General features: G+C 70.4%; 19 protein-coding genes and 1 tRNA gene. 12 read left to right on the top strand and 8 right to left on the bottom strand.

Going from position 1 to position 18,147, the window contains the following annotated elements:
- Window positions 1-6 precede the first annotated feature (6 nt).
- Window positions 7-957, top strand: coding sequence for a protein translocase subunit SecF (gene secF, locus U1T56_RS19010; RefSeq protein ID WP_418161074.1), 951 nt, complete (start codon window positions 7-9; stop codon window positions 955-957).
- A gap of 14 nt (window positions 958-971) precedes the next feature.
- On the top strand, window positions 972-1,361 hold the full coding sequence (locus tag U1T56_RS19005; RefSeq protein WP_418161073.1) for an Mth938-like domain-containing protein: 390 nt from the start codon (window positions 972-974) through the stop codon (window positions 1,359-1,361).
- 9 nt (window positions 1,362-1,370) lie between these two features.
- Here the strand turns inward: U1T56_RS19005 and U1T56_RS19000 are convergent, their stop codons facing one another.
- Window positions 1,371-2,135, bottom strand: a complete 765-nt coding sequence (locus tag U1T56_RS19000; RefSeq protein WP_418161072.1) for a complement resistance protein TraT — start codon at window positions 2,133-2,135, stop codon at window positions 1,371-1,373.
- 58 nt (window positions 2,136-2,193) lie between these two features.
- The gene (locus U1T56_RS18995) at window positions 2,194-2,799 is read right to left on the bottom strand and encodes a superoxide dismutase (RefSeq protein WP_418161071.1); all 606 of its coding nucleotides are present in this window, start codon (window positions 2,797-2,799) and stop codon (window positions 2,194-2,196) included.
- Between the two features lie 301 nt (window positions 2,800-3,100).
- Here U1T56_RS18995 and U1T56_RS18990 point away from each other — a divergent pair, with 301 nt between their 5' ends.
- The gene (locus tag U1T56_RS18990; protein WP_418161070.1) at window positions 3,101-3,964 is read left to right on the top strand and encodes a CAP domain-containing protein; all 864 of its coding nucleotides are present in this window, start codon (window positions 3,101-3,103) and stop codon (window positions 3,962-3,964) included.
- 121 nt (window positions 3,965-4,085) lie between these two features.
- Here the strand turns inward: U1T56_RS18990 and U1T56_RS18985 are convergent, their stop codons facing one another.
- Window positions 4,086-4,937 carry a polysaccharide deacetylase family protein gene (locus tag U1T56_RS18985; protein ID WP_418161069.1) on the bottom strand — a complete coding sequence of 284 codons (852 nt, stop codon included), beginning with the start codon at window positions 4,935-4,937 and terminating at the stop codon, window positions 4,086-4,088.
- Between the two features lie 426 nt (window positions 4,938-5,363).
- On the opposite strand from U1T56_RS18985, the gene U1T56_RS18980 reads away from it, so the two are divergent.
- Window positions 5,364-5,440, top strand: a tRNA-His gene (locus U1T56_RS18980).
- Between the two features lie 169 nt (window positions 5,441-5,609).
- Window positions 5,610-7,052, top strand: a complete 1,443-nt coding sequence (locus U1T56_RS18975; protein ID WP_418161068.1) for a hypothetical protein — start codon at window positions 5,610-5,612, stop codon at window positions 7,050-7,052.
- A 4-nt stretch (window positions 7,053-7,056) separates the two neighbouring features.
- On the opposite strand, the gene U1T56_RS18970 is transcribed toward U1T56_RS18975, so the two are convergent.
- Both U1T56_RS18970 and U1T56_RS18965 read right to left on the bottom strand, forming a co-directional pair.
- Window positions 7,057-7,959 (bottom strand): dihydrodipicolinate synthase family protein, encoded by a 903-nt coding sequence (locus U1T56_RS18970; protein ID WP_418161067.1) that lies wholly within the window; start codon window positions 7,957-7,959, stop codon window positions 7,057-7,059.
- On the bottom strand, window positions 7,956-8,204 hold the full coding sequence (locus tag U1T56_RS18965; RefSeq protein ID WP_418161066.1) for a heavy-metal-associated domain-containing protein: 249 nt from the start codon (window positions 8,202-8,204) through the stop codon (window positions 7,956-7,958). The genes U1T56_RS18970 and U1T56_RS18965 overlap by 4 nt, the downstream gene beginning before the upstream one ends.
- A 121-nt stretch (window positions 8,205-8,325) precedes the next feature.
- On the opposite strand from U1T56_RS18965, the gene U1T56_RS18960 reads away from it, so the two are divergent.
- From U1T56_RS18960 to U1T56_RS18935, 6 genes are read left to right on the top strand one after another with little or no spacing between them, the layout of a single operon-like run.
- On the top strand, window positions 8,326-8,901 hold the full coding sequence (locus U1T56_RS18960; RefSeq protein WP_418161065.1) for a YceI family protein: 576 nt from the start codon (window positions 8,326-8,328) through the stop codon (window positions 8,899-8,901).
- A gap of 8 nt (window positions 8,902-8,909) precedes the next feature.
- On the top strand, window positions 8,910-9,503 hold the full coding sequence (locus tag U1T56_RS18955; protein WP_418161064.1) for a cytochrome b: 594 nt from the start codon (window positions 8,910-8,912) through the stop codon (window positions 9,501-9,503).
- Window positions 9,500-10,519: a zinc-dependent alcohol dehydrogenase gene (locus U1T56_RS18950; protein WP_418161063.1), complete on the top strand. Its 1,020-nt coding sequence runs from the start codon at window positions 9,500-9,502 to the stop codon at window positions 10,517-10,519. The genes U1T56_RS18955 and U1T56_RS18950 overlap by 4 nt, the downstream gene beginning before the upstream one ends.
- Window positions 10,512-10,910: a 6-pyruvoyl trahydropterin synthase family protein gene (locus U1T56_RS18945; RefSeq protein ID WP_418161062.1), complete on the top strand. Its 399-nt coding sequence runs from the start codon at window positions 10,512-10,514 to the stop codon at window positions 10,908-10,910. The genes U1T56_RS18950 and U1T56_RS18945 overlap by 8 nt, the downstream gene beginning before the upstream one ends.
- The gene (locus U1T56_RS18940) at window positions 10,907-11,968 is read left to right on the top strand and encodes a glycosyltransferase family 4 protein (protein ID WP_418161061.1); all 1,062 of its coding nucleotides are present in this window, start codon (window positions 10,907-10,909) and stop codon (window positions 11,966-11,968) included. Before U1T56_RS18945 ends, U1T56_RS18940 begins: the two co-directional genes overlap by 4 nt.
- Window positions 11,965-12,774 (top strand): class I SAM-dependent methyltransferase, encoded by an 810-nt coding sequence (locus tag U1T56_RS18935; RefSeq protein ID WP_418161060.1) that lies wholly within the window; start codon window positions 11,965-11,967, stop codon window positions 12,772-12,774. Before U1T56_RS18940 ends, U1T56_RS18935 begins: the two co-directional genes overlap by 4 nt.
- Here U1T56_RS18935 and U1T56_RS18930 read toward each other — a convergent pair.
- Genes U1T56_RS18930 through ribA form a run of 3 tightly spaced genes read right to left on the bottom strand, consistent with a single transcriptional unit; the run spans window position 12,724 to window position 15,320 of the window.
- Window positions 12,724-13,509 carry an FkbM family methyltransferase gene (locus U1T56_RS18930; RefSeq protein ID WP_418161059.1) on the bottom strand — a complete coding sequence of 262 codons (786 nt, stop codon included), beginning with the start codon at window positions 13,507-13,509 and terminating at the stop codon, window positions 12,724-12,726. The genes U1T56_RS18935 and U1T56_RS18930 overlap by 51 nt on opposite strands.
- Before the next feature lie 9 nt (window positions 13,510-13,518).
- A complete protein-coding gene (locus U1T56_RS18925; RefSeq protein WP_418161058.1) occupies window positions 13,519-14,115 on the bottom strand; it encodes a YceI family protein in 597 nt (198 codons plus the stop codon).
- 38 nt (window positions 14,116-14,153) lie between these two features.
- Complete coding sequence (ribA, locus tag U1T56_RS18920; RefSeq protein WP_418161057.1) at window positions 14,154-15,320, bottom strand: GTP cyclohydrolase II; 1,167 nt, start codon at window positions 15,318-15,320, stop codon at window positions 14,154-14,156.
- Between the two features lie 295 nt (window positions 15,321-15,615).
- Here ribA and mdoH point away from each other — a divergent pair, with 295 nt between their 5' ends.
- Window positions 15,616-17,490 (top strand): glucans biosynthesis glucosyltransferase MdoH, encoded by a 1,875-nt coding sequence (gene mdoH / locus U1T56_RS18915; RefSeq protein ID WP_418161056.1) that lies wholly within the window; start codon window positions 15,616-15,618, stop codon window positions 17,488-17,490.
- Window positions 17,491-18,147: the final 657 nt, after the last annotated feature.

Genomic DNA, 18,147 nt, shown 5'->3' with positions numbered 1-18,147 from the left:
AGAGCCATGCGTCGACCCCGTCTCGTCCCCGACAACACCAAGATCCCGTTCTTCCGCTATCGTTGGATCGCGTTCGGCTGGTCGCTGTTCGTGCTCGTCGGCACCATCATCCTGGTCGCGACCATCGGGCTCAATCTCGGCATCGACTTCAAGGGCGGCGTCCTGCTCGAGGTCAGGACGCCGGGTCCGGCCGATCTCGCCACCATGCGCTCGGTCCTGAACGATCTCGACCTCGGCGAGATCTCGCTCCAGACCGCGGGCAGCGACGAGCAGGTGATGATCCGCGCCAAGGCCCCCGAGGGCGACGAGCAGGCGCAGCGTCACGCCGTCGAGCTGATCAAGAGCGCTCTCGAGCAGAAGTTCGGCTCGGGCCTCGTCTGGCAGCGCGCCGAGTTCGTGGGCCCGCGCGTGAGCGAGGAGCTCCTGATGAACAGCGTCTGGGCGGTGCTGATCTCGCTCTTGGGCGTTCTGTTCTACCTCTGGTTCCGCTTCGAGTGGCAGTACGGTGTGGGCGCCATCGCCTCGCTCATCCACGACGTTTCGGCTTCGATCGGCATCTACGCCCTCTCCGGGATCGAGTTCAACCTGACCAGCGTCGCCGCGCTGCTCACCATCGTCGGCTACTCGCTCAACGACACGGTCGTGATCTACGACCGCGTGCGCGAGAATCTGCGGCGCTACAAGGCGATGCCGCTCGAGCAGCTCCTGGACCGCAGCATCAACGAGACGCTGGCCAGGACGCTCATGACCTCGCTCACGACGCTCCTGGCCCTGGTCGCCCTGTTCTTCTTCGGCGGCGAGGTGATCCGCGGCTTCACGATCATCATGATCTGGGGCGTGGTCATCGGCACCTACTCGACGATCTATATCGCCACCCCGGTGCTCTACTACCTCAACCTGCGCTCGACCGCCGAGCGGCCACAACCGGCTGCCGCGCCGCGCCAGCCGGCCGGCTGAGGGGAGAGGACCCCATGGTTCAGAGCAGCACGCCCGAGATCGCCCCGGACCGCCAGCTCATCCAGGGCTACGGCAGCGGCAGCTTCACCGTCTCGGGCGTGCGGCACCGGGGTTCGCTCCTGGTCTTTCCCGACCACGTGCTGTCCTGGTCGGTCGCCACCCCGGCCGAGCTCGACCTCGCGAGCTTGGCACCCGTGCGCGACGCCGTGCCCCGGCCCGAGATCCTGATCGTAGGCTCGGGCGCGGGCTTCGCCCTTTTTCCGCCCGACCTGCGCCAGGCGGTCCGGGAGTGGGGGATCGTCGTCGAGATCATGACCACACCCGCCGCCTGCCGTACCTACAACGTGCTCCTCGCCGATGAGCGGCGGGTCGCGGCGGCGCTGATCGCGATGCCGGCGGCCTGAGGGGCCGGCTCAGAAGATTCCGGCGATGCTCCGGGAGAGGCCGGTCACGAGCTGCGGCGCCGCCTCGGGCCAGTCGAGATTGACCTTGTTGGCCGTGCTCACGATCCGGGTGCGGTAGCGCTTGCGGTCGCTGGTGCCGCTGCTGCTCTGGGTGATCGTGCCCGAGCTGCCCTGGGCGATGCTGGCCTGCTCGCTCTGGCTCACGACCGTGCCGGGCGTGCGCTCGGAGACCTGGAGATCGGTCACGATGGTGTAGGTGGTATCCTGGACGTAGGCGTCGGCGATGCCCGAGGCCGCGGCCCCGAGGAGAGCACCGCCGATCGCGGCCACCGTGTCGTTCATGCCGAGATGCGCCCGGCCGAGGCCGTAGCCCGCAGCGCCGCCGACGGCGCCGCCGAACACCGAGCTGCCGAAGCCGCCATTGTAGGCCGCCTCGGCCGCTGTCTCGGAGGAGCGGCCGGCCTGGAGCACGTTGGCCTGCAGGACGAAGCGCGCCTGGCGTGGATCGCTCACGAGCCGGTAGCCGCGCGCGGCCACCGCGTTCCTGATCTGCGCCTCGACATCGAGATCCGGTTTGTCGGAGGTGTTCTTCACCTCGACATAGACCGTCCGCTCATCGGCCGGCACCGGATCCAGGAAGATCGTGTCGGTCATCTTGGTCTGGACGTCGAGGTTGCGCTTGGCCACGGCGGTGGTGGTGGCGGCGCAGCCCGAGAGCACGAGGCCGAGAGCCAGGGCGCTCGCGAGCGCCAGCGGAGCCTTGACGGACGGCATGGGCAACCCCGACGCGAAGAAGGCAGGGCCGGCACGGCGCCGGCCCACCCAGTTTGCGTCAGGCCAGGGCCTTGTGCAACTCGGCCTCGACCTCGTCCCAGTTCACGAGATTGTTGAGGAAGGCGGCGACGTACTCGGGCCGGCGGTTCTCGTAGTCGAGATAGTAGGCGTGCTCCCACACGTCGAGGCCCAGGATCGGCCGCATGCCGTGCACGAGCGGGTTCTCGCCGTTCGGGGTCTTCATCACCTTGAGCGTGTCGCCGTCCAGCGCCAGCCAGGCCCAGCCCGAGCCGAACTGGGTCACGGCCGCGGTCTTGAACTGCTCCTTGAACGCCTCGAACGAGCCGAAAGCGTCGTTGATCCGACGCGCGAGCTCGCCGCCCGGCGCACCGCCGCCGCCCTTCTTCATGATCCGCCAGAACAGGTTGTGGTTCCAGTGCTGGCCGGCATTGTTGAAGATGCCCTGCTTGGCGGGGTCGCCATAGGAGCCGGTCACGATCTCCTCGAGGGACTTGCTCGCGAACTCCGTGCCCTCGATCAGGTTGTTGAGGTTCGTGACGTAGGTCTGATGGTGTTTGTCGTGGTGGAGATGCAGCGTCTTCGACGACATGTAGGGCGCTAGCGCCTCGTAGTCGTACGGCAGATCGGGGAGCTGGAACGCCATGTCAGCCTCGCCTTTCCCTGTGATGGTGGCGGTTCGAACGCGGTATCGAGGGGCTAGATAAGCGCTCCATTCCGGCATGGAAAGGCCCGAATTGCCGTCACGCCAAGGCTTTGCCCGGGCGGAGGGCGAAGGTGCCACATCCGGCGCGCGCCGGGCGGTCTCGCCGGAAGATCCGCCGCCGCGCCGGTGTCCCGCCGGGGGGCATCCGCGAGCCGGCCCGCCCGGGCTCCCATCGGCGCTGCCGTGCAGCGGAGCGACGGTGCATCGTAAAATAATTGGAAAGTCTTTTTAGAATTCGCTCGTGAAGGACTGGTTGTCGCATTCGGCCGGGCGAACGTTGCCCGGATCCAACATCTCTGATGAAATCGACTGCATCGAGAACGAAAAAAGAGGCCGAATCCTGTTTGAAGCATCGCTCGCCAGAACGGCAGGCGGATTTCGGCCGATCGACCAAATTCGAGCTCTTTGGATCTTTTCCGGGCCGTCCCTCATCGGGCTTCGGGCTGCTCGCGGAGCTTTGCCCGGTGTGACCGGTCCCGGTCCGGGATCCCTTGCCGAAGGAATTCCCTGCATGGTTCGCACGCTTTCCGCTGCCGTTCTCGCTGCTCTTCTCACCGTGGCCACCGGGCCGGCCGATGCTGCCACCACCACCTGGACGTGGACCTGGAGCACGGCGTCGCGCCCCGTTTTCGGCACCAGCCTCACCAGCCCCAACTTCACCAGCCCCAAGCCCGCCGGCGCCAGCCCCGGCAGCGCCACCAGCCCCGGCACCACCACCGGCACGGCGACCGTTGCTGCCAGCCTTCAGGCCGCGCTGAACCGCATCAACAGCCTGCGCGCCCAGGCCGGCGCCGGACCGCTCGTCTTCAACGCCGCCCTCAACAGAGCGGCGCAGGCCTTCGCCGAGGACATGGCCGCCCACAACTACTTCTCGCACACGGGCCGCGACGGCAGCACGCCGGGCCAGCGCCTCACCGCGGCCGGCTACGACTGGTCCACCTACGGCGAGAACATCGCTCAGGGCTATGCGGACTGGAACGCGGCCATCACGGGCTGGATGAACTCGCCGGGCCATCGCGCCAACATGCTCAATCCCAATTTCCGGGAAATCGGCCTCGGCGTGAAGAACCGCTACTACGTCCAGGATTTCGGCGCCCGGCGCTGAGCCGGACCCGACCGGTCGACCCAGCCGCGGGCAGGCGGATCGGGTCCCGGCGCCGGGACCCGATCCGAACGGCCGCTCGATCCGTCCGCTCACGAGGGCGCGGCACGCCGGCAGCGATTCCTCACCGCACCTTCCCGACCAGATCCCCGATGCCCACGAGCCGCATGTTCTTCTGCTGCTGCACGTACGTCAGGAGCCGCTCGAGGGTGACGAAAGCCTCCTCGTTCATGACGGAGTGATGCGTCAGGAGCCCGACGGGCCTGCCGTTGGCGGCGCGCACCAGCGTCGTGAGCTGCGATACGGCCTGCTCGTAGGTCAAAGCGCCACGCGGCTCGAACCAGTGGTACAGGTCCAGATGGATGTTGATCTGCCGCAAGCCGGGCGCCGCCTCGGCTGCGGGCTCCCGGCCGCAGGTCGAGAGCGAGCTGAATCCCAGAGACGGCAGCATCGACGTCACATCGGGGTCGATCCGGTTCCAAGGAGGTGCCTGCATCGGCAGGAAACGGCCGCCGAAGGCGCTGCTCAGCCGTTCCCGTCCCCATTTGAGCCGCTCGGCCAGAAGCTTCCGGTCGATACGCCCGCCGAGCTCGATCTGCTTGCCGCTCGCGGCGTTGTTCGCATGCGCGATGCCGTGCTGCACGACCGTAGCTTGCGGACAGTTGAGAATGCGCGCGGTACAGCTCGCCTTCAGGTTGGCCGGCACCACCGCGAGCGCCACCGGCGCCTGCCGTCGCTGTGCCAGGGCCAGAAGGCGCACGAACTGCAGCGTGTCGACCCCGACATCGTCGCTGCGCCACCATATCGTCGCCGGCCCCGGCGCTGCGGCGAGCTTCGCCGCCAGCGCCACCTCGGGGATCATGGCCGTCAACGCAGCCGCCGTCCGCAGGAACGCACGGCGGCTGCCGACGGGCAAGCCGCCCGGGTTCCAGGCCGTGATTTGACCGACCTGATCGAAGTATTTGCTGTTGTTCATGGTGTTTGGTTCTTGATCGAGTAATACCGTTACGATGTTCGATGCCGACTGCACAATGACTATACAGCGTACCGCATAGGCTCATAGGTAGATTGGTTTCTCCGACGGCAAAATCTCGAGTTAATCGCCTTCGGGTATGCTGCCGGGCGGCGCCGTGCTCCGCTCCAAGCGCAACCCTGGCGTGGCCGCGGATCGAGCGGACGGCCCGAGTATTGCCCTGTGATAGAGAGGCCCGGCGGATGCAGGGCGGAAAGGTTGCCCTCGCATGGTGCCCCGGCATGGTCGACCGGCCGGGAGCGAGCTGGTCCCACCCGAGCGCCCCTCCGCCCGATGGCCGCGTGCCGACGCAGCTCGCACCTTGACGCTGCCGGCCGTTTGCGCCAATAGAGCGGCACCGCGGGCGCGGCCCGCGCATTCGACCTCGTGGCGGGCGTAGCTCAGTTGGTTAGAGCGCCAGGTTGTGGCCCTGGAGGTCGTCGGTTCGAGACCGATCGCTCGCCCCATTCTCTTTCCTCTCGCGACGGCTGCATGCCTCGTCCACCGCGACGGCATCCGATCGGCGGCGGCTCGGCAGGGTTCCTGCCAGGGATCGCGCGGCGTTCCTTCCTGCGCGCAGCATGCGCCGCCGGCATCTCGGCGGCGACCCGGGCGGGCGCGGCGGACAGGCCGGTCGTGGAGCTGCGGGCCGCGGCGTTCGGGCTGCGTTCCGATGCGATCGCCGATCAGAGCACGGCGCTGCTCCGGCTGCGGAACGCCATGACGGCCGACCGGACCAGGCACTACCGGGTCGTGTTCGAGCCCGGCGACTACCGCTACACCAACAATCGCTGGCTCTTCGGCGTGGTGTCCGTGACGATCGAGGCGAACGGCGCCAGCTTCGGCTGCCTGTCGCCCAGCGATGCCGAGCAGAACGCGAGGCCCTTGAACGTCAACTCGATCTTCCAGGACCATGGCGATCGGCCGTGGCCGGACGGGCTCACCTACCACACGGGCTGGCCGGCGGCCCGGAGCCTGCCGGCCGGCAGCGGCATCGTGCCCCTGCAGCGGCCCGACGACAGCCGCCGCTGCCGCGTGGGCGCGCCTGTGCTGGTGCACAGCTTCGACCAGCAGTTCGGCGGCTTTCCGCCCAATCTGCGCCGCTTCGAGTGGCGCCGGGTGGCGGCGGTGGATCGGGTGGCCGGCACGGTGGCCCTCGATGCGCCGCTCGCCTTCGACCACGACGCTGGGCTGCGCGATACGGTCTACGACGACGGCTCCGGCCTCGCGTTCGGCCGGGCGCGGCTGATGCTGCTCGATCGTCCGGCCTACCGCTATCCGGAGCGGATCGAGATCCTGGACGCGCGCTTCGTGCGCAACCCGTCCCAGCCGCAGGAAGCGGCGAACGGTCTGTGCCTTGCGGCCGACACGCTGATCCTGCGACGCTGCAGCCACGACGGGATGGTGTGGCCGTCCGAGAACCGGGTGGCGCTCTACGAGGATTGTCGGTTCACCGACGTCGAGGTCGACAAGCTCTGCGGCGAGGTGACGTTCCGCGGCTGCAGCTTCGCGCGGCCGGTGACCGGTGCGACGGGAGTGATGAACCTCCTGCTCGAGCGCTGCCGAATCGAGGGCTTCGTCGGCGTCTCGCCACGTCGGGCGCGGATCGTGGGCTGTGCCATCCACACGAGCGCCGACGATCCCTGGGGGGCGATCCGCTGCCATTACGACACGTTCCCGGTCGAGATGCTGGAGTGCATCGACAACGAGATCGTCACGGGCGGTCCGCTCCATTTCGCCATCAACGGCGGCCGCAGCCATACGCTGACCGTCTCGGCGAGCGGCGAGGGAAACGAGATCTTGCTCGACGACACGAGAGCGAACCGCGAGGGGGTGATCTCGCAGCTCGCCGAGGGTGCTCTGCTCCGACTCGAGACGGGCACGGCCACGGGAACGCTCGCGCGGATCGGCTGGACCGGGCGGCAATGGCTCTTATGCGGCGACTGGCCGGTTCGCGTCGCTCCCGGTCAGGTCTGGTCGTTCAGCAACGTCCAGGCGGTCCGCGAGCGCGGCACCCGGCTGATCGGCGCCGAGGCGCCCGTGCTGCGCACGCCGCCCGTGACCCAGAGGCTGCTGTGACAAGCTAGCCCGGCCGCCCGAACGGCCCCAGATGCGCCGCATGATGCTCGGCGCAGGCGAGGCCGAACGGGGTCACGGGCTCGGCAGGCGCGCGGTCGAAGACGGCAAGGCCCGCACGCAGGCCGAAGATGCGCTTGCCGTAGGCGATCAGGTGCTCGAGGCCGCGCATGACGAAGACGATCTCGGGCAGGACGCGGCGGTAATGCGCCTCGGCCACAGCCGCATCGCCCGCCTGCCAGAGCCGCCAGATCCGCACCGCGTGATCGACGATGTCGGGAGCCAGCACGAAGCCGCCGCAGCCGGCGCGCAGCGAATCGACCATCTCGAGCCCGCCCTGGCCGCCCAGCACGAGCAGATCGTCACCGCAGGCTTCGATCACCTGCGCGAGCCGTGCCACGGGCATCTCGCCCTTGAGATGGGTGACGTTGGGGTATGCGCGGACGAGACCCGCGATCCCGTCCACGCCGAGGCCCCGGCCCATGAGCCCCGGCGCGTTCTGGATCGCGACCGGGACGGTGGCGGCATCCGCGAGCCGGCCGTAGGCGCGGACGAGCTCGTGGGCGGGATACTGCCCGAGCGCCGGCGGCTGCAGGATCGTCCAGGCCGCGCCCATGGCTTCGGCCGTGCGCAGGAGGCCGAGCTGCTCCTGGACCGAGTTGCCGTAGATCGTGACCCCCAGGGGCAGGCGGCCGGCGATGTCCTCCGCCGCCCAGGCGATCACCTCCCGCCGCTCGGCCTCGGTCAGCTTCGCGACCTCGGTGGCGAGCCCGAGCACCACGATGCCGTCCACACCGGCAGCGAGGCAGCGCTCGACCTGGGCGCGCATGGCGGCGCGATCCAGCCGCTCCTCGGCGTCGAACAGGGCATAGAGGACGGCGTGGATGCCGGGAAAGCGCCGCCTGGTCATGGGACCGGCCCGCCTCGGGCGAGCCTGGCTTCGTAGCCGGCCGCATCGATCGCGGCGACGAGGCGCGCGGGATCGACCGTGGGCGACGCCTCGACCTCGGCCCAGCCGCCCTCGAGCTCGATCAGTGCCCGCACCACCCCCGGCACGTCCTCCAGCGCCTGCCGGACCGCGGTGACGCAACCCGCGCAGCCCATGCCCTCGACCTCGAGACGGATCGTCCGTGTCGCCTGCTGCTCGCCGCTCATGGATGTGCGCCCTCCGGTGGCTCGACGGCTCGTGATCAGGGACGATGTGCGGCCTGGGGCACCGGCGCGTCAAGCTCTTGCCGGACGGCGGCGGTGATGCAGACTGCGGGGCGAGAGGGAGATGAGGACGAAGCGCATGCGGCTGCTCGCCAGTCTCTGCGGATCCTTGGCACTCGCGGCCGCCGCCTCGGCCGAGGCGGCGGACTGGCGCGTCGATCCCGCGCGCAGCACCCTCACGGTCGAGGTCGACCAGGGCGGAAAGCCGCTTACCGGCCGCTTCGAGCGCTTTGGGGCCGAGATCCGCTTCGATCCCGTCGGTCTCGCGGACTCGCGGGTGGTGGTGACGGTCGATCTCGCGAGCTTCGAGACCGGCGATCCTCAGCGGGACCAGATCGCGACCAGCCACGAGTTCCTGGGTGCTGCCGCACAGCCGCAGGCGCGCTACGAGACGCGGTCGTTCAAGGCGTTGGGCGGGGACCGCTACGAGGTCGCAGCCGAGCTCTCCTTGAAAGGAGTGACGAAGCCGCTCGTGCATCCCGTCACGATCGCGATCCGGGGCGGGGAGGCCCGTGCCACGGGCGAGGTCGTGCTGACCCGGACCGATTTCGGCGTGGGTGCCCGGCAGTTCCCGCACGGCGATCAGGTCGGGCTCGAGGTCAGGGTGCGCTTCGACCTCGCGGCCACGCGGCAGGGTTAGGTGCGACCGTGGCGCTCCTCGACACCACGGCGGAATGGGGCTGGCCGACCAAGCTCCTGCACTGGGTCACCGCGCTCGCCGTCATCGGCATGCTCGGCCTCGGCTTCTCCATGGTCTGGCTCGTGGCGGATCTCGGCGCGCGGTTCCGCCTCTACCAGCTCCACAAGTCCACAGGCCTTCTGGTCCTCGTCCTGGCGCTGGTCCGCCTCGTCTGGCGCAGCCTCAATCCGGTCGTGCCGGAGCTGCCCGCGACCATGCCGGCCTGGGAGCGGACGGCGGCACGGCTCACCCATCGTGGGCTCTACGCGTTCCTCCTGCTGCTGCCGCTCACCGGCTGGCTCATGACCGCCGTCTCGCCGCTCGGCGTGCCCACGGTCGTGTTCGGCCTGCTCACGCTGCCGGATCCGCTGCCGCCGGACGGCAGGCTGGAGGGCGTGTTGCAGGTGGCGCACGCGCTCCTCGCCGTTCTCCTCGTGCTGCTGCTCGTCCTGCACGTGGGCGGCGCCCTCCGGCACCATCTCGTCCGACGCGACGACGTGCTGCGCCGGATGCTGCCGCGCCTGCGGCGGCGATCGCCGGCCGCTCCGGAGGTGTCGCGATGAGGGAGAGAGCGGTGGACGCTCTGGCCTACTGGGCGACCGGTCCGGGCCGCGGCGAGCTGCGCCCCTGTCGGCTGCCGCCGCCCGGCAAGGACGATGTGCTGGTGCGGACGCTCTTCTCCGGAGTCAGCCGCGGCACCGAGGCGCTGGTCGCCGCCGGCCGGGTGCCGCCGAGCCAGCATCAGGTCATGCGCGCCCCTTTCCAGGAAGGCTCGTTCCCGTTTCCGGTGAAGTACGGTTACAGCAGCGTCGGCCGGGTGACGGCGGGCGCGGACGATCTCCTGGGGCGGCTCGTCTTCTGCCTTCATCCCCACCAGACCGCCTATGTCGTCCCGCGCGCTGCGGTGATGCCGCTGCCGCCCGGCCTGCCGCCGGAGCGGGCCGTGCTCGCGGCCAACATGGAGACGGCCCTGAACGCGCTCTGGGATGCGGCCCCTCGTGCCGGCGAGCGGATCCACGTCATCGGTGCGGGGGTCGTCGGCTGCCTCGTCGCCCGGCTGTGCCGGCAGATCCCCGGTGCGGAGGTGACGCTCGCCGACATCCTACCCGAGCGTGCCGATGTCGCCGTGGCGCTGGATGTCGCCTTCGCGCCGCCGGACCGGCTCGCGGGCGATGCCGATCTCGTCCTTCACGCCAGCGGCCAGGGGGAGGGTTTACGCACGGCACTGGCCGTGGCGGGCCGCGAGGGCAGGATCGTCGAGCTCAGCTGGTACGGCACCGCCGAGGTCGCCCTGCCGCTGGGCGAGGCCTTCCACAGCCGTCGCCTCACCATCGCGAGCTCGCAGGTGGGGCAGGTGGCACCCGCGATGCGCCCGCGCTGGAGCCATGCGCGCCGCCTCGCGAAAGCCCTGGAGCTCCTGTGCGACCCGGCGCTCGACGCGCTGCTCACCGGCGAGGTGGCGTTCGGGTCACTGCCCGAGCTCATGCCGCGGCTCCTGGCGCCGGGAGGCCATGCGCTCTGCCATCGGATCGTCTATCCCGGAAGCGAGCAACCGGAGGGGGAGCCGTCCCATGCATAGCGTCGGCGTGCGCGACCATTTCATGATCGCCCACAGTTTCCAGGGCGAGGTGTTCGGCCCGGCCCAGAAGCTGCACGGCGCGACCTACATCGTCGACTGCGAGTTCCGCCGCCCGACGCTCGCCGAGGGCAACATCGTGGTCGACATCGGCCGGGCGAGCGAGGCGCTGAAGGCGATCCTGGCCGAGCTCAACTACCGGAACCTCGACGAGGTCCCGCAGCTCAAGGGCATCAACACCACGACCGAGTTCCTGGCCCGCCACGTCTTCGACCGGATGCGCGAGGCGATCCGGGCGGGCCGGCTGGGACCAGGGGCGGAAGGCGTCACCTCCATGAAGGTGACGCTCTGGGAGAGCCACGTCGCCTGGGCCGCCTACGAGGAGAAGGTATGACCGGCCGCCGCCGGCTCGTCCTGGCCTTTCCCGGGGCGCTTACGACCAGGACCGGCGGCTACGTCTACGACCGCCGCCTGGCGGTGGCTCTGGAAGCGCGGGGCTGGGCGGTGCGAAGGCTGAGCCTGCCCGCGGGCTTCCCGTTCCCGAGCGGGCAGGAGCTCGCCGCGAGCGCCGCGGCCTTGGCCGCGCTCCCGGACGGCGCTTCGGTCCTCGTCGACGGCCTTGCCTTCGGTGCCATGCCGGAGATCGCCGCACGGGAGTCGGGCCGGCTCGACCTCGTGGCGCTCGTGCACCATCCCTTGTGCCTCGAGACCGGCTTGGCACCGGCGCAGGCTGCAGCGCTTGCCGCCAGCGAAAGACGGGCGCTCGCCCATGCGCGCTCCGTCGTCGTCACGAGCCCGCGCACGGCGACGGCCCTCGAGGAGCTGTTCGCCGTTCCGCCGCGGCGGATTCGGGTGGCGCTGCCCGGTACCGATCCCGCGCCGGCGGCGCGCGGCTCCGGCGGGCCGGGCTGCCGGATGGTCTGCGTCGCCACCGTGACCCCGCGCAAGGGCCACGTGCTTCTGGTCGAGGCGCTGGCAGGGCTCGCGGATCTCGACTGGGAGCTGCTCTGCGCCGGCAGCATGCGGCGCGATCCGGCGACCGCGCAGACGCTTGCCGCCGCCGTCGCGACCCACGGGCTCGAGGGCCGCGTGCATCTCTTGGGCGAGATCGACGAGGCGGCCGTCGGTGCGCTCTATGACCGTGCCGATCTCTGTGTCTCGGCCTCGCTCCACGAAGGTTATGGCATGGCCCTGGCCGAGGCGCTGGCGCGCGGCCTGCCGATCGTCGCCGCGGCCGGGGGAGCGGTCGCCGATACCGTTCCCGCCGAGGCGGGTCTCCTCGTGCCGCCGGGCGACGTGCCGGCGCTGCGTGCGGCGCTCCGCCGCTTCCTCGACGAGCCCGGCCTCGCCGCGCGGCTCCGCATCGGCGCGCTTGCCGCGCGTACACGGCTGCCGCGCTGGAGCGACACCGCGGCCGCGGTCGAGGCGGCGCTTCTCGATGGCCGGGCATGAGCGAAGGCTTTTCTGCCGACTGGCTGGATTTGCGCGAGCCCTACGACGCGGCGGCGTGCAGCTCCTTTCTTCGCGACCATCTCGTCGCCTGGTGCCATGGCAGGGAAACGCTCCGTATCGTCGACCTCGGCGCCGGAACCGGCGCGCAGCTGCGCCGTCTCTCGCCGCGGCTCGGCACCGGCCAGCACTGGATCCTGGTCGAGCACGATCCGGCGCTGATCGCAGCCGGCGGAGCGAGGCTCGCCGCCGTCGGCGTGTCTTGGCGCTACCGCTGCCTCGATCTCGCCCGCGATCTCGAGGCCCTGGCCACCGAGCGGGCGGACCTGATCGCGGCCTCGGCGCTCATCGACCTCGTCGCCGCGCCCTGGCTCGGGCGACTCTTGGCGCTCCGCGCAGCAGCCGGTGCCGCGCTTTATCTGACGCTCTGCTACGACGGTCGGATGGTCTGGGAACCGGCGGATCCCGGCGATGCCGAAATCGCGGCCCTCGTCGACCGCCACCAGCGCACCGACAAAGGGTTCGGCCCGGCCCTGGGGCCGGAGGCCGCCGCGAGCGTGCGGGAAGCCCTCGCCGGCCTGCCGGGCGAGCTCCTGACCGAGCGCAGCGACTGGCGGCTGGGCGAGGGCGACGCGGCCATCCAGACCGCGCTGCTCGCGGGCTATCTCGAGGCGGCCGCCGCGATCGCGGCACCGGCGGCGCGCCGGAGAATCGCGGCCTGGGGCGAGCGGCGCGCCCGACTCGTCGCGAGCCGCCGCTCACGCCTGACGGTCGGGCACCTCGACCTTCTCTTCCTGCCGCCCGGCTAGGCGGGCGTAGACGTCCCCGGAATCGCCGGTCGGCTCGCAGGCGAGAAGCCAGGCGCGCACCGTCGCCGCGTCGACCCATTCCGGCAGCACGAAGCGCAGGCTTTCGCCGCGCGAGACGTTGAAGCGGTAGGCGCCCAGAAGCGCGAGCCGGTCGAGGCTCGAAAGCGCACTCGCGAGCGCCGAGGGCACGAACTCGAAGGAAAGTGCCGGTACCGGCCGCGAGAGGCCGGCCAGGACCTGGTGCTCCATCCCCTCGACGTCGATCTTGACGAAATCGGGCAGGCCGTGCGCCTCGACGAGCATGTCCAGCGTGACGGCCGGCACCTCGACGCGCTCGTCCCACCGTACCCAGGCGAAGGAGGGAACGCGCCTCGTCGCCGCGACGAAGTCGGGCGAACCCGTCGTGACCGTGGGCGTGCGTGGGCTCACGAGAAGCGTCACCCTGCCGGGCGAGGCCGCCACCGCTTCCGCGCGCACCACCACGCGCGGGTCGTTCCGGAACAGCCGGCGCAGGAACCGGGCGAAGTCCGGCTGCGGCTCGACGGCGACGACGCGCGCGCCCAGCCGCGACCAGGAGCGCGCGCGGCTGCCGACATGGGCGCCGATGTCGAAGCACAACGCTCCCGGGCGCACGAACGGGCGGTAGAACGCATCGAGCCTCCGGCCGTTTCCGGGCTTCCCGTAGTAGATCCACAGCGACCGGCCGAGGCCGTAGGCCCGATCGAGGAGGCGCATCGCCGGGCCTCAGTCCTGCTTCTCGCGGATCGCCTCGCACTCGATGATGATCTGCACCTCGTCGCCGACGAGGCCGTTGTCGACCCCGTAGGTCATGCCCCACTCGCTGCGTCTGATGGTCGTACGCGCCGAGATGCCGACCACGTAGTTGTCGACATAGGGATAGAGGCCGATCTTGTTGAGCCTGACGTCGAGCGTCACCGGCCGGGTCACGCCGCGGATGGTGAGATCGCCCGTCACCTTGCCGGTATCGAAGCCGGTGGGCTCGGCTCCGGTGCCGACGAAGGTGATCGCCGGATGCCGGGCCGCGTCGAGGAAGTCCTGGCTCCGGACGTGCTCGTCCCGCTTGGCGTTGTTCGTGAACACGCTCGCCGGGTCGATCGTCACCGAGAGATCGGTAAGGGTGCGCGCCTCTTCGTCGAAGACGTAAGAGCCCTTGACCTCGAGGAACTGGGCGAGGAGGTTGTGGTAGCCGATATGGCTCACCATGAACGCGACGAAGGTATGCTCGGGGTCGATGACGAAGCGGGCCGGCGCCGCGTCGGCCGGCCTCCCGGCGAGGAGGGCCGCGAGCAGGCAGGCCGTGGCGGTCGGCGACGTCCGCATCGTTGGGCTCCTTTCCCCCCGAAGAGCCGGCTTTCGACTCAGACGACGCTGAGCCGCGCCCCGTTCGGGCTCTTCTTGGGCTGCTGCAGCTCGTCCACGGCCAGCATGTGGCCGCTCTTCAGGGCCTTGGTCAGGAGATAGCCCCGGTTGTGGGCGTTGGCCTCGAAGATGTGCGGCACGCGCCCCGCGATCTCGATGCCGTACTGCTGGAGCTGCGCGATCTTGGCCGGGTTGTTGGTCAAGAGCCGCACGCGGCCGATCCCGAGCTGGCGCAGCATGGCGGCTGCGGCCCAGAAGTCCCGCTCGTCGTTCTCGAAGCCCAGGTGATGGTTGGCATCCACCGTGTCGAGCCCGCTATCCTGGAGCATGTAGGCCCGGAGCTTGTTGGCGAGGCCGATGCCGCGCCCCTCCTGGGCAAGATAGAGCAGGACACCCGCCCCCTCGTGCGCCATCCGCCGGATGGCGCCGCGGAGCTGGTCGCCGCAGTCGCAGCGGAGCGAACCCAGGAAGTCGCCGGTGAAGCACTCGGAGTGGAGCCGGGTCAGCGGCGCGGCCTCCCGCTCGGGCTCGCCCACCAGGATCGCGTACTGCTCGGGGCCGCCGTCGGCGGGGCGGAACGAGACGATCCGGGCGTTCTCCGCATCGGCCAGCGGCACCCGCGCCTCGCTCACCGGGCGCAAGGTGGAGGCCGAAAGGCGGCGATAGCCGGTGATCGCTTCCAGCGGCACCCCGGTACTGTCGATATTCACCGGCAGATCGATGCCCTCGGGCGCCAGGATCGCCGCCGGCAGGAGTCCGGCGAGCTTGCACAACTCGATCACGGCCAGCGCCGTCGGCCGGCTGCTGCGCTCGATTCCCTCGAGGCGGATCGCGGCGTCGTCGACCGGTGCCGTCGGGTCGGCGAGCATGGCGATCAGGCCCGGCGTGCGTGGAGCTCGAGCGAGCGGCAGCTCGTAGATGGCGCGCGGGTCGATCGGGAGGCCGAGAGCGGCGAGGCGCTGGCCGGTGAGGACGAGGGTGCCGCCATGCGGCATACTAGCCAGAAAAGCGTGATCGCACTCGCTCATGGCCGCTTCCGCGGCTATGGCATAGCCGACCTCGGAGCCGTTCTCGATCCGCACGAGGCCGCCGATGCGCAGCATCCGCGCCGCGTGCTGGACCGCGAGAAGCGGCGCGGTAGGCTTCGGCTCGGCGGTGACTTCCATGGCAACTCCCCTCGTCACGGACGACGATCCGTCTCCCGAGTACCTCTCCCACGGGAAGGGCCTCTTTCCGGCTCACGACCGTGCATGCACCCTATCTAGCCATCCGGGCGAGGCTGCACCAGGGGCGTCCGCGCAAGCATTGCCGGTAACGACTCCGTGGCGCCGTTGACGATAGGCCGACACGATCTATCCATTGATTGGACACTGGCACGCGGGGGCCACGTCCGGGCCGCTTACCATTCCTCAACCCTGCGTGGACCATGATACCCGGACGGTGAAGACGGGAACACTGCCGGTGAACGATCTTGCTCCGCCGCCGCTCGATGCGGACCTGCGCGCCGAGCAGCAGGCCCTGCGCCGGCGCAGGCTGCTTCTGGCCGTGTTGGTCACGGCGACCATCGCGGGCGCGCTCCTGGCCATGATCCGTCTCCTGGGCGGCGACGGCGCGCTCGGCCCCGCCGATCTCGTGCTCCTCGCCTGCTTCGCCGCGATGCTGCCCTGGAACGTGCTGGGCTTCTGGAACGCGGCGATCGGCTTCCTCCTCCTGCGCACGAGCAGGGATCCCGTCGCGCGCGTCCTGCCCGCCGCCCGCGCACCCATGGCGGGCCCGATCCGGGCTCGTGTCGCGATCCTCATGCCGGTCCACAACGAGGACCCCGAGCGCGTGCTGCGGCATCTCGAGGCGACCGTGGCCAGCCTCGATGCCACGGGCGAGGGCAGGGCGTTCGAGGTGTTCCTCCTGAGCGACACCCGGATCCCGGCTCTGGCCGAGCGGGAGGAAGCGCTCTTCGCCCGCTGGCGTGCTCGCCATCCGTGGCCGGAGCGGCTGCATTATCGCCGCCGGGCCGACAATCTCGGCCACAAGACCGGCAATCTCTGGGAATGGCTCGAGCGGGAAGGGGAGCGGTTCGACCAGATGCTGGTGCTGGACGCCGACAGCGTCATGTCGGGAACGGCGATCCTGCGGCTCGTGCGGATCATGGCGGCCCGTCCCGAGATCGGCATCCTGCAGCAGCTCGTCGTGGGCCTGCCGAACCCGAGCCCGTTCGCGCGCCTGTTCCAGTTCGGTATGCGCCACGGCATGCGCGCCTACACCATGGGCAGCGCCTGGTGGCAGGGCGATTGCGGGCCCTATTGGGGCCACAACGCGCTGATCCGCATCGCGCCTTTCATGGCGCATTGCCGCCTGCCCGTGCTGCCCGGCGGACCACCGCTCGGCGGACGCATCCTGAGCCACGACCAGGTCGAGGCGGTGCTGATGCGGCGCGCGGGCTGGCAGGTGCGGGTAGTGCCCGAGGAGGACGGCAGCTTCGAGGAGAACCCGCCCACCCTTTCCGATTTCATCAAGCGCGACCTGCGTTGGTGCCAGGGCAACTGGCAGTATCTCCACCTCCTCGGCTGCCCGGGGCTGCACGCGCTGGGGCGGCTGCAGCTGGCGCTCGCGATCCTGATGTACGTATCGGGACCGGCCTGGATCCTGTTCTCGCTCGTGGGCTTCGGCCGCGCCATCCTGGGCGACACGGCGCCGGCCGCGCCGGCAACGCCGCTTCTGGGCGTGCCCGGCACCTGGGAGGGCTGGGCGCTGCTCGTGGCGATGCTCGTGCTCGTCTGGGCGCCCAAGCTCGCCGGCGTCCTGCAGATCCTTCTGCTCGGACGCTTGCGGCGGGCCTATGGCGGCGCGGGCCGGGTCCTCGTCTCGGCCGTGGTCGAGATCCTGTTCTCGCTGGTGCTCGCGCCGATCGTGGCGTTCGCCCAGACCCTGTTCGTGCTCGGGATGAGCACGGGCCGTGCCATCCGTTGGGAAGCGCAGCTTCGCGACCCGCGCTGCCTGTCCTGGGGCGAGGCCTGGCGCGGCCTGCGCGGCCAGACTCTGTTCGGCGCCGCTCTCGGGGCCGCCACGTGGTGGCTGGCGCCCGAAGGGGTGCTGCCCTGGGCGGTCCTGTTCTGCCTGCCCCTGCTGCTCGCCGTTCCATTCGCCGTCGTCACCTCGTGGGCGTCCTTGGGGCAGGTCCTGATGCGGCTTGGCATCGGCGCCGTGCCGGAGGAGATCGACTCTCCGGCCGTGGTCGCCGCCGCCGGTCATGCCCTGTGGCCGCCGCCCATCACGGCGGGCGCCGTCACGGGCGGCGGCGCCATCGTCGGCGCGTTGGCCGCGCCGCCGATGGATTAGATGCCGCCATGAACCTGCGCTGGCGGCACCCGATGGAGCGGTCGCCTCGGGGAGGATGACGCGTGGCTTCCCGAGCGCCCCTTGCCGATGGCTCGCCCGGATCGGCGGAGCGGGTGATGTGGAGGCGACGGTTCGACGGAGGCACGCCACGGAGCGGTACGGGACGGAATCCCACGCTTTCCGGCCGAACGCGCCACGGATCGCGGCCGGCTTGGGTTGTGTGCGCCGGGTTCCGCAAATGGCTGGCGGCCACGAGGCTGGCGGTGAGGTTCATGCGGCCCTACCGTTCGGATGCCGTGTGAACGGTGCCCGACGTCGTGATCCTGGCATGCCAGGATCACGGCTTGGCGGTGGCGCCGGGGATCTGCCTCGCGAGCCGTCCAGGGCAGCCGGCACGAGAACCATCCCGGCGCCACCGCCAAGCCGCCGCGACCGCCGATCGGGCTCTGCGAGCCATCGCCTGGGCAGGGCGAGGACGGCGCGGGCGGGTAGAGCCGACGATCGATGAAGGTGCGGGCCCGATTGGACGGTTAAGGGGCGAACCCGCCGATCCGACAGGCGGTGATCCTGCCCGCCGAGCCGATACCCTGCCGCTGCACGCCGCAGGACACTTGACCCTGCTCGAGAAAGCCGGTCGCATCGATCACCGGCACCGCA

Source organism: Benzoatithermus flavus, from assembly GCF_037908215.1.
Taxonomy (GTDB): Bacteria; Pseudomonadota; Alphaproteobacteria; order Geminicoccales; family Geminicoccaceae; genus Benzoatithermus; species Benzoatithermus flavus.
The sequence above is the reverse complement of the archived record's forward strand: the minus strand, read 5'-3'. Positions and strand labels throughout refer to the sequence as shown.

Bases quoted from the DNA above. Each gene is read 5' to 3' on its own strand.
- U1T56_RS18940 (WP_418161061.1), top strand. From the start codon at position 10,907: ATGACCGGCCGCCGCCGGCTCGTCCTGGCCTTTCCCGGGGCGCTTACG.
- U1T56_RS18960 (WP_418161065.1), top strand. From the start codon at position 8,326: ATGAGGACGAAGCGCATGCGGCTGCTCGCCAGTCTCTGCGGATCCTTG.
- ribA (WP_418161057.1), bottom strand. From the start codon at position 15,320: ATGGAAGTCACCGCCGAGCCGAAGCCTACCGCGCCGCTTCTCGCGGTC.
- U1T56_RS18970 (WP_418161067.1), bottom strand. From the start codon at position 7,959: ATGACCAGGCGGCGCTTTCCCGGCATCCACGCCGTCCTCTATGCCCTG.
- U1T56_RS18935 (WP_418161060.1), top strand. From the start codon at position 11,965: ATGAGCGAAGGCTTTTCTGCCGACTGGCTGGATTTGCGCGAGCCCTAC.
- U1T56_RS19000 (WP_418161072.1), bottom strand. From the start codon at position 2,135: ATGCCGTCCGTCAAGGCTCCGCTGGCGCTCGCGAGCGCCCTGGCTCTC.
- U1T56_RS18945 (WP_418161062.1), top strand. From the start codon at position 10,512: ATGCATAGCGTCGGCGTGCGCGACCATTTCATGATCGCCCACAGTTTC.
- U1T56_RS18965 (WP_418161066.1), bottom strand. From the start codon at position 8,204: ATGAGCGGCGAGCAGCAGGCGACACGGACGATCCGTCTCGAGGTCGAG.
- U1T56_RS18930 (WP_418161059.1), bottom strand. From the start codon at position 13,509: ATGCGCCTCCTCGATCGGGCCTACGGCCTCGGCCGGTCGCTGTGGATC.
- secF (WP_418161074.1), top strand. From the start codon at position 7: ATGCGTCGACCCCGTCTCGTCCCCGACAACACCAAGATCCCGTTCTTC.
- U1T56_RS18925 (WP_418161058.1), bottom strand. From the start codon at position 14,115: ATGCGGACGTCGCCGACCGCCACGGCCTGCCTGCTCGCGGCCCTCCTC.
- U1T56_RS18995 (WP_418161071.1), bottom strand. From the start codon at position 2,799: ATGGCGTTCCAGCTCCCCGATCTGCCGTACGACTACGAGGCGCTAGCG.
- U1T56_RS18985 (WP_418161069.1), bottom strand. From the start codon at position 4,937: ATGAACAACAGCAAATACTTCGATCAGGTCGGTCAAATCACGGCCTGG.
- U1T56_RS19005 (WP_418161073.1), top strand. From the start codon at position 972: ATGGTTCAGAGCAGCACGCCCGAGATCGCCCCGGACCGCCAGCTCATC.
- U1T56_RS18950 (WP_418161063.1), top strand. From the start codon at position 9,500: ATGAGGGAGAGAGCGGTGGACGCTCTGGCCTACTGGGCGACCGGTCCG.